The organism is Paenibacillus sp. P2(2022) (assembly GCF_029522175.1).
Taxonomy (GTDB): domain Bacteria; phylum Bacillota; class Bacilli; order Paenibacillales; family Paenibacillaceae; genus Paenibacillus; species Paenibacillus polymyxa.
The window spans coordinates 76,357-90,642 of sequence record NZ_JAKWFI010000005.1; the positions used below are offsets into that span (position 1 = coordinate 76,357).

Below are 14,286 nucleotides of genomic sequence, written 5' to 3' on the forward strand. Positions count from 1 at the left end.
TACAAATTAACTTAAGAGCGGCGTTGTCGGGCCTTGATTACGAAGCCCCAGCCGATATTACCGACAGATAAAAGTCCCAGTAATATAGCAAGCCATGCAGAATAGCTGATGGATATAGCGGCTGCTGTCAGCAGAACAATGGATGAAACGGCGAACCATAGGGATAGACCTTTGCTCATGGTAAAAACCTCCAGCCTTCGAATGTTGAATTTCAGGAATAAGTAGATGTAAGTGAGCCATAATAATCTTGCAAGCTTGCAATGAACCTCACTCACAAAGAACTGAAAGGAGATTCAAATATGAGCAGACGTCGTTCAAACAACCTGCAAGTACCGCAGGCCAACGCCGCTTTACAACAATTAAAATATGAGGCAGCTCAAGAACTTGGCATCACCATCCCTCAGGACGGTTACTTCGGTAATGTCGTTTCCCGCGAAACAGGTTCTCTTGGGGGATACATCACGAAAAAGCTGGTCCAACAAGCAGAACAATCCTTGTCGGGCAGCAGCCGCTTGCAGTAATACACATAAACACTCCCATCTTGGAAGCTGTATTATGAGCAGCTGTGATGAAGAAAATCCGGAGCAAACATGCTCCGGATTTTTTTGCGCATGTTTATGACCATTGTGAATCACGTTAGTCTGCTTCGTCAAGAGGGCGCTTTCATGAAATGCTTTTTTTACGGGAATAGTCAAAAAAACAGCAAGCCCCCGTTTAAGGGAGACTTGCTGTCTGTAATACACTCGGCCTATTGTTAGCTTGGAAATATTTTAATTCGTATGCAAGGAAAGACGTTTTTGCATCTTTTCGTCACTGAGCCATCCAATATAACTGTTGATCAGTCCGAATTGCTTATCCATCGCGACCACCGCTACAAATGGATATTGCCTCCGGTGTCGATACCTGACGTCTCCCCATCGCACAATATAGCCCCACTCCAGTTCTTCCACCTCGGCAACGGCAAAGGAGGAAAAATAGCGAAATGCTTGCACATCGCGATAGGATTTGGAGGCCTCTACGGCTGGATGTGTGGATGGAGTTGCGTGTTTCGTCCAAAATAAATGCTTGCCATTTAATCCGCCAATGTCATAGCTTCCATTCTGATGAGCTTTTACCACATGCCACCGGTTCCATGATACCGTGGGAATGATATAATAGGTGTCGCCTTCCTGACGCTTGTTGTCCATATCACGTACCGCTTTTCTGGTAATAAAATGACTCCAGGTTCGCCAAATGTAATACAGGCCAATAATGACGTACAGCGTAATAAATAAGGGGGCGGGCGGAACCAATCCGGTGATCCACAGCATGATCGCAGCAACATGGGTGCCGAAAATAAAGGGATCAAAAATATGGATGATATTCCAAGATATCCACTTATTCGTAAACGGCCGAAATGCCTGGGTTCCGTACGTATTGAATAAATCTGTGAATACATGCAGGCAGACGGCAATCGTTACCCATAATGCTACATGACCTGGGGGCACATCCCTGAAGATCAGACAAATCAGTCCCGTTATGGACAAGATCCATATCAACCAGAAGGGGATAGAATGCGACAGTCCACGGTGATTGCGAATATACGCTGCATTATTTTTCAACCGAAGCAAGGTGTCAAAGTCCGGAGCTTGTGACCCTACGACTGTAGCGAGCAGTATGACCGCTGCTAGCTTGGGATCTCCGGCGACGACAGGATCAGTATAGGCCAGCCCGGCCAACCCGACTCCCATGACAAAGTGTGTGGCTGTATCCATATCTGTCGCTCCTTTTGTATTGTTTCCTGTACTTATTACTACCCAAATTTACTGTAAACGATCAGCAGGGGTGATTTGCCATCTGAATTGTGAACGTTTTGTGCGTTTTCTGTCAAACTTTTTGGGGTAGGTATATGATAAAATTTATATCGGAGTTCAACTTACTCCCGAATTCATACATCTCTAAGGGGGAGTTACTCACAATGGATAATATTAGTTATAAGACTTCTTCGGATGCGGCTACCTATTCTGTAAAATCTAAACCACCCGGTAAGGCGGGAACTTGGAAAGATTTTATTACAGTTACCAAGCCAGGCATCCTTCGTACTAATCTGGTTGCAGCCTTCGGTGGTTTTTGGTTGGCATCGCAATGGGACGTTGACTATATAAAGTTAATTCTTACACTCTTAGGTACAATGCTGGTTATGGCGTCTTCTTGTGTCTTTAACAACTACTTTGACCGTGAGTTGGATTTGAAGATGGAGCGCACACGTAATCGCTCACTGCCAACAGGACGTCTGACCCCTACAACGGTGTTGTCATACGCTATTATTTTGGGTATTGTCGGATTGGCTGTTTTATTCTTCTTCTCTGGTGTGAAGGCAGGACTACTGGGCATATTGGGTATGTTTGTCTACGTTGGCATCTATACACTCTGGTTGAAACGTTCATCTACATGGAGTACATCCATTGGCGGTATTTCTGGGGCTATGCCTCCGGTAATTGGTTATGTGGCCGCATCGGGCCGTATTGACATGGGTGCTTGGCTCTTATTCGCACTACTGTTCTTATGGCAACCGCCTCACTTCTGGGCACTTGCCATTCGCAGAGTTGAGGAATATCGCGCAGCAGGATTTCCATTGCTGCCAGTCGTGAAAGGCATTCATCGGACTAAGATTCAGATGATTCCTTATATTGTGCTGCTGATCCCGGTACCCATCCTTATGTATGCTTATGGATATGCCGGTATGATTTTTATGATCGTGTCCGTGTTACTGTCCGTGCTATGGGCGTTTTATGCCTTTAAAGGCTTTACGATTAAGGAAGAAGAAACGGATTCGTGGGCAAAAAAAGTATTTTTCTTTTCCATTAACCATTTGACACTCAGCTTCTTGCTGATGATTGTTGATACGGTTCATAAGTTCTAATACCAATCTTAGAAGCTGTACTATATAGAGCTGTCCAACAGGCATGAAATTGACCTGAGGACAGCTTTTTTGTTATTTGCAGGACTAAAGAACAGGAGGGTATACAATGTATTCCTCAAGCCCTGCTTTTTCCAGCTGGGCAATTACATATTCATCTGGAGTACCTTCTACGCCTGCATAGCCTTTGCGTGTATACATATGAAGGGCATCCGGAAAAGCGTCTGCAAGCACACCTCTTATTTTTTTCCCTGAGCTGTCGTTGTCCATAAATAAAAATATTTCGTCATGCTTGGTCCGCTGGCGGAGGGATTCTAATTTTATTGAGTTTAGTGTGCCGAAGGTGCATAAAATGTTGACCTCCGGATCGAGTAATCGGCGGAGTTTACTGCGGTCATTTTTTCCTTCGACAATCACGGTTATCGCCATTTTGCTCACCCCTTGCTTGATGCCTGTGCTCGAAATTCCCCGGGAAATGAAAGAATATGTGTATAGTTTAGCTCTAAAAGGGGTTCTCATGCAAAAAACAACAAAACAGCCTGCCGTAAGTGGCAGGCATGGGTTACAAAGCCGGATGTTAGGGCTAATTAGAACATTAGAACCAGCAAGTACGAAGAATGATGACGAGCAGAATATAAAGAACAAGAATGGTACCAGTTGAAGTTCCAAAAACAGGGCAAGGGCTTACAGGATGACAGTGGCTCATGGGCTGCACCTCCCTTTGTATTGAATTGTTCAGTCAAATTAGTCTATGAGGAGCAGGGTATTAGGTACTGTGCGTAAGCCCTCTAGAACGTATTTTGGGCTTTAAAGGTAGCATCTCAGCATGGCCCCTTAGTTATAATTAGGAATGGTAAGGACCCGAGGCAGATAGTGGTGGTGTAGGAGATAATCGCTGAACAGGAACGAATAGTAGACCAGTCATCAAAATTAGAAATGCGATAAAAAAAGGAGATATGTGATCCGGAAGCTGACCCGCCAGTACAGGCCCGGCAAAGGAGCCGATAGACGTTGCAATGGATTGTAGGGCAAAGGTTTTGCCCAATCGAGCCCCTCCGATTCGTATGAAAAGAGAGGCCAGCGCTGGAAAAATGATGCCTTTGGCTGTTCCCAAAATAAACAGGATGATGCCTATGGTCGCTTCAGGCGTGGTGGCGAGTGCGTAGAAGCTTAAAGACATCAGAATAATGCCGCAAATTAACCTTACCATCGGTGAATATTTGTTCAGAAAAAGCAAACTGAGCGTACAGAGTGCTCCCAAACTGATGATGGAAAAGAGCAATCCGGTGGACATCATGGACGCAGAACCGTTATTTCGTAATGGGATCTCGTAAAATAAAATGCCTTGTGCGCACGCCAAAACAAAAGGTAGAAGCAGATAACGCCAATTGAAGGGTAACCGCGTCTGTGCTGCTGACTGTGGAGCAGGTGTCGTATGACCATCAGATAATTGGGCCTGAGGAGCGGGTGCTTTTTTGGGTAAGGTGAAATAAGCCATAAGCCCCGTGATCACGAGAATGATGCCAAGGGAACTAAATGTCTCGCTAAAGCCGAAACTGGCTACAATAAATGCGCCTGCGGCTGGAGACAGAACAGAGGCCAACGTGTGGACGACACCATGTCCCGACATATATTTGCCCTGCGTAACCGGATGATCGGACAGTTGCGCCAGCATGGCCAGACAGGCTGGAGATAAAAAGGCCAACACATAACCACTAATCGCACGCAGAAAAAGCAATTCCCACGGTGTATGGATGTACGATTGAATGATCAGGATCAGGCCTGCAGCTGTCAGGCTGAACATAATATATCGGCGACTGCCGTGTTTGTCGACTTTGGGACCTGCCATCAAGTTACCAGGCAGGTGAGTCAGAGAGTAAATTCCCATCATCCAACCGATAAAGGTAGGCGCTGCCCCCAGAGAGATGGCGAATGGTGTCAAAATAGGATATTGTGCATGCAGATCAAAAAAGGCAATGAACAAGAAGAGATACAGCCAGAGGGCTGTTTTCATGTGAATGACCCCCTTTCCTAAATGTAAACTTTCATGTTACTTCGTATTGGCCCTTCCTAAGTTGTACGCCAGATTGGACGAACATAGACCACTTTGTATGGACAAGAATTGATTGACAAGGTATGTATAAGACCTAAGCTGACAGGACATTGCGTAATCATGTATAATTACAGAGACAATTTTGCAATTTGAATCATGTAGTTGGAAACGGGAGTGTAGCGAATGGATAAGAACGTCTGGTCAGAGTTTTTGGAACATAATTGGCAGATCGTTCAGGATAACTGGCTGTATATAGTGATTGGGCTTGTCCTATTGTTAGTCATATTGAAGATTGTAAGAACTCTCGTAAAATGGCTGATCGTCATTATTGTGATTGCAGGCTTGCTAGTCTACAGTGGTATTTCCTTTGAACAGGTTGGCAAGGTCGTGACTCAGGCAAAGGATGATGCAATTAACAAGGTTCAGAGCGAGGCTTTGAACATGATGATAAAAGAGGGGCAAAATGCCAAATACACCTCCAACGGAGATGGTACATTTACAGTGACCAGTTCCAACCTGGAAGTAAAAGGTCCGTTTGAGGGGGACAAGGTCAAGGTATGGTTTCAGGGAATGTCGTTGGGCGAATGGAGTATGAGTGACACAGTCAAGAAATATATCGAAAGTGCGAAAGACTTGGCTGCTGCACAGCCGCCACAGTCGCCGTAAAGACAGGAGGAACACAATGAACCCATCCTGGCTGGAGTCTATTCTTCATTGGAATGGCGTGACGGTGTTTCTGATCGCCATCGTAGTATTGTCGTTAATACAGGGGTGGAGGCGAGGAGCCTCCAGATCTGTAGGTGCGCTGTTTAGTCTCATTGTGGATGGCATACTCACTGTGGCGGGTATTTTGTGCTCGCTCGGGTTAGCGATGTGGCTTTCACCAAAGGTGCAGCAATGGCTGGCAGCTTACATGGAGCATTTGCCACAGCGAAAACTAAGTGGGATTGAGCAATTTTATTATACGCTTGTGGCGGGGATAGAGGGTTTTCCGCTGCTGCGGTTTGCCGTATTGTTCATGCTCAGTTATGCTATCGCCCAGTTTATACTGCGTGCCATTTATGTGCTGATGGTAGGTGGCAAATCAGATTCCTCTCTCCATGAGCATCCCCAAAAATCGGGCTTTTTCAGCAGGGTGGCAGGGGCCGGAATAGGTACTCTTATTGGTGGTGCTCGCGCCATGATGATCATAGCCCTGCTGTTCATAGGCGTAAGTCTGTACCCAGACAGCGGGTTTAGCAGCTACGTACAAGCTTCGCCGATTTATAAGCAAGGTGCGCAATCGGTCATTGAGCCGTTGTCCGGGACTCTGATTAAGGATAAGCTCCCTGTATTTACGCAAGCTGTTACCAAGGAATTGAATGGTATCATGCAGCGCAAATACGAAATAATTGACCGGGACATTCCAAGCGATATCGTTCAGGCAGCGGCCAAGATTACAGAAGGGGCTAGCGGTGACGAGCAAAAAGCCAGAGCGTTGTATGAATGGGTAGGCACCCGCATTAGCTATGATTACAGTAAGGTGGAGGCCTATGAGCAACGTGGTGACTGGCATGAACAGACGCCTAGAGATACGTTTGGTACACGTAAAGGAGTGTGCATTGATTATGCCCGCCTGTACTCAATGATGGCTCGTTCGCAGGGACTACAGGTCAAGGTCGTAACAGGTCTTGGATACAACGGACAGGGAGGATACGGGTCCCATGCCTGGAATGAGGTGTATTTGAGCGGACAGCATCAGTGGGTTCCGTTAGACCCGACCTGGGCACAAAGTGGAGACTGGTTTAACCCGCCAGGTTTTGCCCAAACACATATCAAGGATAAAGTGATTTAAGAAGGAGTGGAAAAGGGCACATGAGAAAGATGGACAACGAGCAAGGAAAAGACAATGAGACATCCGACCGAAAAAGATTTAGCTTCCGGATTAATCTGTTCTTTTTCAGCTCGTTCATTATATTTACAGTCATAATTGTAAGATTGGCGATACTTCAATTTGTAGATGGACCTCAGCTCAAGCAGCAGGAGGCCAGTAATGTTACTAAAAATGTACCACTTACGCCGATTCGCGGAACGATTTATGATTCAACCGGACAGAACCGACTGGCGTATTCGACACCTGTACAATCGCTGTATATCACGCTCTCCAAGAACTATAGTGACAGCATGGAGAATTTGCGTAATCCAGATAAGAAGTTATTGCCTGAGCTAGAAAATATGACACAAAAGCTGGCGAATCGATTTGCTCAATACGGCGATAAAGATGAGCCGCAAATGACGGCAGAACAAATTATGGACGCTATGGATCGGAACTATCAACGATTTAGCGGTTTTACGCCGCGTCTGATTAAAACGAATCTTAATAAAGATGAAGTTGCCTATTTTATGCAGCATAAGAGTGAGTTTCCAGGCGTAGATGTCGTTGAAGAGACGGTACGTCATTACGATCCTGATACGGTAGCTGTTCAAGCGGTCGGTTATATTAAAAGCTACAAAAGTGCGCGTGAAACGTTGGATAAATATAAGAATATTCAAAAATCCATGTCAGCTGAAAATGATCCGGGCCTCATTTATATGGATAATGAATCTGTTGGCTTTGATGGACTGGAATATCAATATCAGGAACAATTACGAGGGAAAAATGGCTATAAAACGGTTCCGATTGATCCTCGAAACATGCCGGAGGGTGTAGATTCTGTTACTCCTCCGCAAAAAGGGAACAACATTTATTCCACGATTAATAAAGAGATTCAGGTTAAAACAGAAGAAGCCATTACGGATCAATTGAGATGGCTCCATTCACACGCTGTGTCTGGCAAGACTCATCCTTATGCCAAAACAGGCTTCGCTGTAGCGATGGAAGTAGATACAGGAAATGTGGTAGCTATGGCTAGTATGCCGGATTACGATGCAAATTATTGGCAAACTGGAAATATATCCAATGATAACTATAAAAAAATTCAAAATGTATATTTAAATGGTACTATCCGCTCCTTTGGATCAGGTCAACCGGGCCAGCATCCAGAGTCAGTTGTCCTGCTCGGTTCCACCATTAAACCACTTTCAGTGTTAATAGGTCTGGAGGAAGGTTTATTCAGTACTTCATCTTACTACCAGGATACAGGAGCAGCCTATTTTGGGCGTAACAATTCTTCACGAGTACGGAACTCTTCTGGCCACGTGTATGGCGGGTTGGACCCGGCTTCTGCCATACGGCATTCCTCGAATGCATTTATGGTCGATATGGTAGGTAAGAGATTGTATAACAAATACATTAATAATGCCAAGGAAGATCAGGGTGTGAATGTATGGGACCGCTATATGAAGGAGTTTGGGCTAGGTGTGTCTACAGGTGTGGATTTACCAAGTGAATGGTCTGGTCGCAGAGAGTATGCTCATAATTCGAAAGAGTCCTCATTATCTAAACTGGCATATGCTTCTTTTGGTCAGCAGGGTAAATATACAACGCTTCAGCTTGCACAATATACAGCAGTATTGGCTACCAAGGGCAAACGGATGGAGCCCCATTTGGTCAGCCAAATTAAAGATACCAACGGTAATGTAGTTCAAACAATTAAACCGAAGGTGCTAAATGAAGTGAAATTCCCGGATGCCTACTGGAATGAAGTCATACGCGGTATGGCAACAGATGTCAGCGCATTTAAAGGTTTTCCGTATGACTTTGCTCGCAAAACGGGGACATCTCAGCAGAGTGTAGGCAGGGAACTGAAAGATAACGGGGTATTTATCGCCTTTGCACCACGTCAGAATCCTAAACTTGCAGTAGCAGTTGTCATTCCTGAAGGAGGCTTCGGAGCTTGGAGCGCCGGACCTGTGGCACGTAAAATCTTTGATGCTTACGACGAAGTGTACGGTTTGGACGGTGTTCCAAAGAAAAAGGATGCAGCGACAGCCGATCCTAATACAGCCAAACAGCCATAATCATTTTTATACAGATATTATTTCAGGTAAGCTTTCCTTAGCCATTGAGCTGAGGAAAGCTTTTTTGTGTTTTTTTATACGTTTTCTTACAAAATTGTCATCTTGGATTTCCTTGTTTCTTGTTTCAAATATGGTAGGATCAGGAATATGAGACCTGTTGGAAGGAGTAATGATCAGCTAATATGGACAGAGGAAGTTTGGATAAAAAATTTTCATTCAAAAAGAAAATTGGTGAAGAGGACGAAGAAACGCGAAAACAGCGGACGGTTTTACGAACCAACCTACTGTTTTTTAGTGTTTTTGTGCTGTTTGCCCTGATCATTACCAGACTAGCTGTATTGCAGTTTATACAATCAGAGGAGCTGAAGGGCCAGCAGCAATCCATAAATACAAAAAATGTTCCGCTAACCCCGAGTCGCGGTACGATTTATGACTCCACGGGTAAGGTTAGACTGGCATATTCGACTCCAATGCAATCCCTGTATGTGACTTTGCCTAAGGATTACAGCAAACGTACGGAGAAAGACCGCAAGCCGGCGGATAAGCTGCTCCCTGAGCTTAATGCTTTTGCTGGCAAACTTGCTAGCAAATTAAACGAGTTGGGGCATAGCGAAGGAGAGCGACTTGATGCAAAGGAAATTATACAACGACTCGACCCGGATTATATTCAATATAGGGGATTCACCCCACGTTTGGTCAAATCCAACCTGAGTCAGAAGGAAATCGCTTATTTTCTGGAGCATCGAACAGAGTTTCCAGGTGTAGAGGTTATAGAAGAAAGTGTACGCCATTATGACTCGGATCGAGTGGCAGTGCAAACGATTGGATATATGTACAAATTCAAAGGAGCTCGGGCGAACCGACCCAAATATAAAGAGTTGTATGAAGCCAATTCGGAGGTTCTAAGACCGGAACAAGTGTATTCGGAAAGCGAAATTGTCGGATATGATGGCTTGGAGCTTCAGTATCAAGACGAGTTAAGAGGGAAAAATGGCTATAAAACAGTAGAGGTTAACCCTCGAAGCATGCCGGAGGGCATTAGATCCATTACACCTCCAGCGAAAGGTCATCATCTGTACTCTACCATCAACAAGGAAATTCAACAAAAAACCGAACAGGCGATTATGGATCAACTCCGCTGGCTTCGTACCCATGCCGTATCGGGTAAACTTCATCAGGATGCAACTACTGGCTTCGCTGTAGCGATGGAGGTAGAGACCGGACATATCGTAGCAATGGCCAGCATGCCGGACTATGACTCGAATGTATGGAAAACGGGAAGTGCGTCGCCTTCAGTGTATGACGATATTCAGCATAAAATGGGGAACGGAACGATTAAATCTGTACCTAGTGGAAAAGTGGGTCCGCACCCGGAATCCTCGGTTCTGCTGGGTTCAACCATTAAGCCGCTGACTGTGCTGATCGGGTTGAAGGAAAATCTGTTTTCGCCTGGACAAACATATCAGGATACAGGAAGTGCGTACTATGGAAAAAATCGCTCCAGCCGAGTCGGTAATTCAGGCGGACATGTGTATGGTTCACTAACACCTAGTAGGGCGATTGAGGTCTCGTCAAATACGTTCATGGTCGATATGATCGGCAAGCCGCTGTATGCCAAATACGGAAGTAATGCAGGAATGCATCAGGGAATTGATGTATGGGACAAGTATATGAAGCAATTTGGACTGGGTGTACCGACGGAAGTCGATCTGCCCGGTGAGTGGGCAGGCAGACTGGAGTACACCAGTAAGCATGAAAGTGCACTGACACGTTTGGTACAGGCATCCTTTGGTCAGCAGGGGAAATATACAGCGATGCAGCTGGCCCAGTATACGACTGTACTGGCAACCAAGGGCAAGCGAATGCAGCCTCATCTAGTCAGTAAAATTGTGGATGACCAGGGGAATCTCGTACGTGAGTTTAAGCCGAAGGTGCTGAATGAGGTCGCTTTTTCAGATACGTACTGGAATACTGTGATTCGCGGCATGGCTACCGATGTTAAAGCCTTTAACGGATTTCCCTATGACTATGCCCGCAAAACGGGGACTTCTCAGCAGGTGGTGGGACGTACGGTTAAAGATAATGGGGTATTTATCGCTTTTGCTCCGCGTCAAAATCCGAAGCTGGCTGTAGCCGTGATCATCCCGGAGGGGGGCTTTGGTGCGACGAGCGCGGGACCCGTTGCGCGTAAAATATTTGATGCATATGACGAAGTATACGGGCTTGATGGTATTCCCAAAAAGCCTCTGGCAGCGAATTAAGGACTTGAATACTTTTGTGGGCTTCTCTTTTTCATGGTAAAATGTCGTTGGACATAAGGGACAACAGGAGGAAGAGAGACCATGGGAGAAAACCAATATAAATACAAACTGCTTGCGCTCGACATGGATGGAACTTTACTGAACGATAATCATGAAATAAGCTTGGAAACGATTAATTGGATTAATAAGGCGATTCAGGAAGGGATTCATGTATGCTTGTCTACTGGACGTGCAGCGATGCATGCTTTACCTTACGGTCAGCAACTCGGCCTAGAGACGCCAATGGTAACTGTAAACGGCAGTGAAGTATGGAAATCACCTCACGAATTGTGGCGCCGCTATTTACTTGATAAGGAGCTTATTCGCAAGATGCACCAGATTGCCGTAGAAACAGGCTCCTGGTTCTGGGCTTACTCAACCGACGAGTTATACAACAGAGATCGTTGGCCGGACACATTGGACACACAGGAATGGCTCAAATTCGGTTATAATACGGAAAATGACGAAATTCGCCATCAAATTTTGCTCAAGCTTCAGGATATGGGGGGACTTGAAATTTCCAATTCTTCGATGACGAATCTGGAAATTAATCCAGCTGGTATATCCAAAGCCAGTGGCATCGCTGAAGTGTGCGACCTGCTCGGCATTACCATGGAGCAGGTGGTTGCCGTAGGTGATAGTTTGAATGACCTGGCTGTGATTCAAGCGGCTGGACTGGGTGTAGCGATGGGGAATGCTCAGGATACGGTAAAAGAAGCCGCTAATGTGGTTGTGGCTTCGAATAATGAGGACGGCATTGTAGAAGTGATTCGAGATTATGTGCTTGTGTAATAAAATGATGGTGCACAAGCAAGATGAATAGACGAGAAGGAGGAGGCCCATGGACGTTGTAGGTTGGATTGTTGTCATTGTACTGTTCATTGTGGGCATGGCGGGAGCGGTGTATCCCGTATTGCCGGGGGCGCTCGCCATTTATTTTGCATTTTTTGTATACGGTTGGTTTTTCTCGTTCGCTCCATACAATGCATTGTTTTGGATTATACAAACACTAATCGTCGTTGCCCTTTTTATTGCGGATTATGCTGTGAATGCGTGGGGAGTCAAGCGATTTGGCGGCTCGCGTCTGTCAGCGATCCTTAGTACTGTGGGAATCATTATTGGCCCCTTTGTTATTCCAGCATTCGGTTTGATTTTGGGACCATTTATCGGTGCTGTGCTGGGTGAGCTGATTGGTAAAGCACCGCTGGATCGAGCTATAAAAGTGGGCTTTGGCTCCGTCTTAGGCCTATTTACTAGCACCGTGATGAAAGTAATTTTGCAGCTTGCCATGATTATTGTATTCTTAATTTGGGTGTTTTAACCTGAGATTCGTTTATTATGATTTACAGAGACAGAATCGACATGCGGCTCCGCACCGGTGATGGCTCAGGCCATGACTGTTTTTCGCGGAGCTTTTGCATGCATGTGAACAGCAAGAAAGAAGGGAACGCATTTTGTCCAATAAAGAAACATTCCTTAAAGGTACGCTTATTTTAGCCGCTGCCGCTTTGGTGGCCAGAGTGCTTGGTCTGGTACAGCGCGTTCCATTGGAGCATTTGCTCGGCTCCGTCGGGAATGCCTCGTTTACCATTGCGAACAACGCTTATTTGATGCTGCTCACAGTCGCTACGGCCGGTATTCCTAGCACACTGAGTAAAATGGTTTCGGAACGCTACGCACTGGATCGGCCTGCGGAAGCGCGACGTGTGTATCGTGCGGCTTTGATATTCGCGGCCGTGGCGGGTATTATCATTACGGCGCTGCTGTATTTTGGAGCGCCTTATTTTGCCGAGCATGTAGCAGGGGTTCCGCAGTCTGCTTTGGCTATTCAGGCTTTGGCACCCGCTTTGCTGTTGTTTCCTGCTATTGCCATGATGCGTGGATACTTCCAAGGACGTGGTAATATGACCGCAGGCGGTATTTCACAAATTGTGGAGCAGGTCGCACGGGTAGCAACCGCAATTCTGCTCGCCTTTATTATTTTGAAGCTTGGCTATGGAGATCGTGAGGTTGCGGCGGGTGCCTCCTTTGGGGGTGTCATGGGAAGCCTCGGCGCTCTGGCGGTCATGTTGTATTACACGGTGAAACTGCGTCGTCAGGATCGCCAAGATCGTCAAGAGCAATTCCAAGAGGAAAGCTCCGCGTTACCGATGATGCGGATTTACAAAGATATTTTTAAGCTCTCTATTCCCATCGTATTGTCGTCTCTGACGGTTCCGGCGGTTAATTTTATTGATACGTCGATTGTAGTTAGACTGCTGTCTGGACAAGTGGGATTGGATCAGGCGACTACTCAGTTGGGTTATCTAGGCTCTAGGGCACAGAGTGTGGCAGGTATTCCTCCAATTTTGGCCATTGCACTCAGTCAATCGCTCATTCCGATCATTTCGGCGGCTTTTGCCCGTAAGGATGAACAGCATTTACAAAATCAGATGACGCTTGCCTTGCGTATCTCTATTTTGACCGGAATGCCGATTGTGTTGGCTTTATGTGTAACTGCATATTCTATTAATGGTCTGTTGTTCAGCTCGCTTGGAGGCAGCGGAATTATCGCTGTTTTGACACTCGGAACGATCTTCCAGATTACGATGATGACTTCTAATTCGATATTGATCGGTATGGGCAAGCCGCGTATTTCAATGGTCAATGTGATGGTTGGTATCGTCGTGAAGTTGGCAGCGAGCTGGCTGCTGGCTGGTTGGCTTGGAATTTACGGAATTATTGCCGCAACCGAATTATGTTTTCTCGTCATTACGTTGCTGAATTTGCGTGTGCTGAAAGGTATTGTTACTTTCTCAATCATGGGCCGTCGCTGGGTAGGCTTCCTAACCGCCGTCGTAGTCTCGGGAGCTATCGGGTACGGAGTAAATGAAGCCTGCATTTTGCTGGTACACCTGATTCCTGCGCGTGTAGCCTTCTTGATCGCGTGCTGTATTGCCGGAGCAGTTGTACTGGTATGCTACTTGGTATTGCTGGTTGTATTGCGCGTATTGCGCAGGGACGAGCTGGGCAACTATCCGCGTATGTTGCAGAAGTTATTGCGTCCATTAATGCGCCTACAGCGTGAGTCCACTGGACAACGAAGCTAAAAGAAT

The 14,286-nt window shown here is 46.0% G+C and carries 13 protein-coding genes and 1 pseudogene; 9 read left to right on the top strand and 5 right to left on the bottom strand.

Annotated features, from left to right (window positions below; translation table 11 throughout):
* Positions 1 to 11: 11 nt before the first annotated feature.
* Positions 12 to 179: a hypothetical protein gene (locus tag MMB75_RS17295; protein ID WP_016324694.1), complete on the bottom strand. Its 168-nt coding sequence runs from the start codon at positions 177 to 179 to the stop codon at positions 12 to 14.
* Between the two features lie 120 nt (positions 180 to 299).
* Here MMB75_RS17295 and MMB75_RS17300 point away from each other — a divergent pair, with 120 nt between their 5' ends.
* Positions 300 to 521: an alpha/beta-type small acid-soluble spore protein gene (locus MMB75_RS17300; protein WP_013311857.1), complete on the top strand. Its 222-nt coding sequence runs from the start codon at positions 300 to 302 to the stop codon at positions 519 to 521.
* 249 nt (positions 522 to 770) lie between these two features.
* Here MMB75_RS17300 and MMB75_RS17305 read toward each other — a convergent pair whose 3' ends face one another.
* Entirely contained in the window at positions 771 to 1,754 is a 984-nt protein-coding gene (locus tag MMB75_RS17305; RefSeq protein ID WP_016819988.1) for a metal-dependent hydrolase, read from the bottom strand.
* A 203-nt stretch (positions 1,755 to 1,957) separates the two neighbouring features.
* On the opposite strand from MMB75_RS17305, the gene cyoE reads away from it, so the two are divergent.
* Positions 1,958 to 2,902 (top strand): heme o synthase, encoded by a 945-nt coding sequence (cyoE, locus tag MMB75_RS17310; protein ID WP_017427270.1) that lies wholly within the window; start codon positions 1,958 to 1,960, stop codon positions 2,900 to 2,902.
* 84 nt (positions 2,903 to 2,986) lie between these two features.
* On the opposite strand, the gene MMB75_RS17315 is transcribed toward cyoE, so the two are convergent.
* The 3 genes and pseudogenes from MMB75_RS17315 to MMB75_RS17325 all read right to left on the bottom strand — a co-directional run bounded on the left by MMB75_RS17315 (position 2,987) and on the right by MMB75_RS17325 (position 4,913).
* Positions 2,987 to 3,328, bottom strand: a complete 342-nt coding sequence (locus tag MMB75_RS17315; protein WP_017427271.1) for a toprim domain-containing protein — start codon at positions 3,326 to 3,328, stop codon at positions 2,987 to 2,989.
* A gap of 166 nt (positions 3,329 to 3,494) precedes the next feature.
* Positions 3,495 to 3,563 (bottom strand): annotated as a pseudogene (locus MMB75_RS17320) (YjcZ family sporulation protein); the annotation flags it as partial.
* Between the two features lie 180 nt (positions 3,564 to 3,743).
* Entirely contained in the window at positions 3,744 to 4,913 is a 1,170-nt protein-coding gene (locus MMB75_RS17325) for an MFS transporter (RefSeq protein ID WP_016819992.1), read from the bottom strand.
* A 222-nt stretch (positions 4,914 to 5,135) separates the two neighbouring features.
* Between MMB75_RS17325 and MMB75_RS17330 the strand changes: the two genes are divergently transcribed.
* The 7 genes from MMB75_RS17330 (at position 5,136) to MMB75_RS17360 (ending at position 14,280) form a co-directional block, all read left to right on the top strand.
* Positions 5,136 to 5,618, top strand: a complete 483-nt coding sequence (locus tag MMB75_RS17330) for a hypothetical protein (protein WP_016819993.1) — start codon at positions 5,136 to 5,138, stop codon at positions 5,616 to 5,618.
* Positions 5,619 to 5,634: 16 nt separating this feature from the next.
* Entirely contained in the window at positions 5,635 to 6,786 is a 1,152-nt protein-coding gene (locus MMB75_RS17335; RefSeq protein WP_103042575.1) for a transglutaminase domain-containing protein, read from the top strand.
* A 20-nt stretch (positions 6,787 to 6,806) separates the two neighbouring features.
* Entirely contained in the window at positions 6,807 to 8,891 is a 2,085-nt protein-coding gene (locus tag MMB75_RS17340; protein ID WP_277376085.1) for a peptidoglycan D,D-transpeptidase FtsI family protein, read from the top strand.
* A gap of 182 nt (positions 8,892 to 9,073) precedes the next feature.
* The gene (locus MMB75_RS17345; protein ID WP_126666231.1) at positions 9,074 to 11,152 is read left to right on the top strand and encodes a peptidoglycan D,D-transpeptidase FtsI family protein; all 2,079 of its coding nucleotides are present in this window, start codon (positions 9,074 to 9,076) and stop codon (positions 11,150 to 11,152) included.
* 81 nt (positions 11,153 to 11,233) lie between these two features.
* Positions 11,234 to 11,983, top strand: coding sequence for a Cof-type HAD-IIB family hydrolase (locus MMB75_RS17350; protein WP_222822036.1), 750 nt, complete (start codon positions 11,234 to 11,236; stop codon positions 11,981 to 11,983).
* A 49-nt stretch (positions 11,984 to 12,032) separates the two neighbouring features.
* Positions 12,033 to 12,512, top strand: coding sequence for a DUF456 domain-containing protein (locus MMB75_RS17355; RefSeq protein ID WP_013372920.1), 480 nt, complete (start codon positions 12,033 to 12,035; stop codon positions 12,510 to 12,512).
* 133 nt (positions 12,513 to 12,645) lie between these two features.
* On the top strand, positions 12,646 to 14,280 hold the full coding sequence (locus tag MMB75_RS17360; protein ID WP_222822037.1) for a putative polysaccharide biosynthesis protein: 1,635 nt from the start codon (positions 12,646 to 12,648) through the stop codon (positions 14,278 to 14,280).
* Positions 14,281 to 14,286 lie beyond the last annotated feature (6 nt).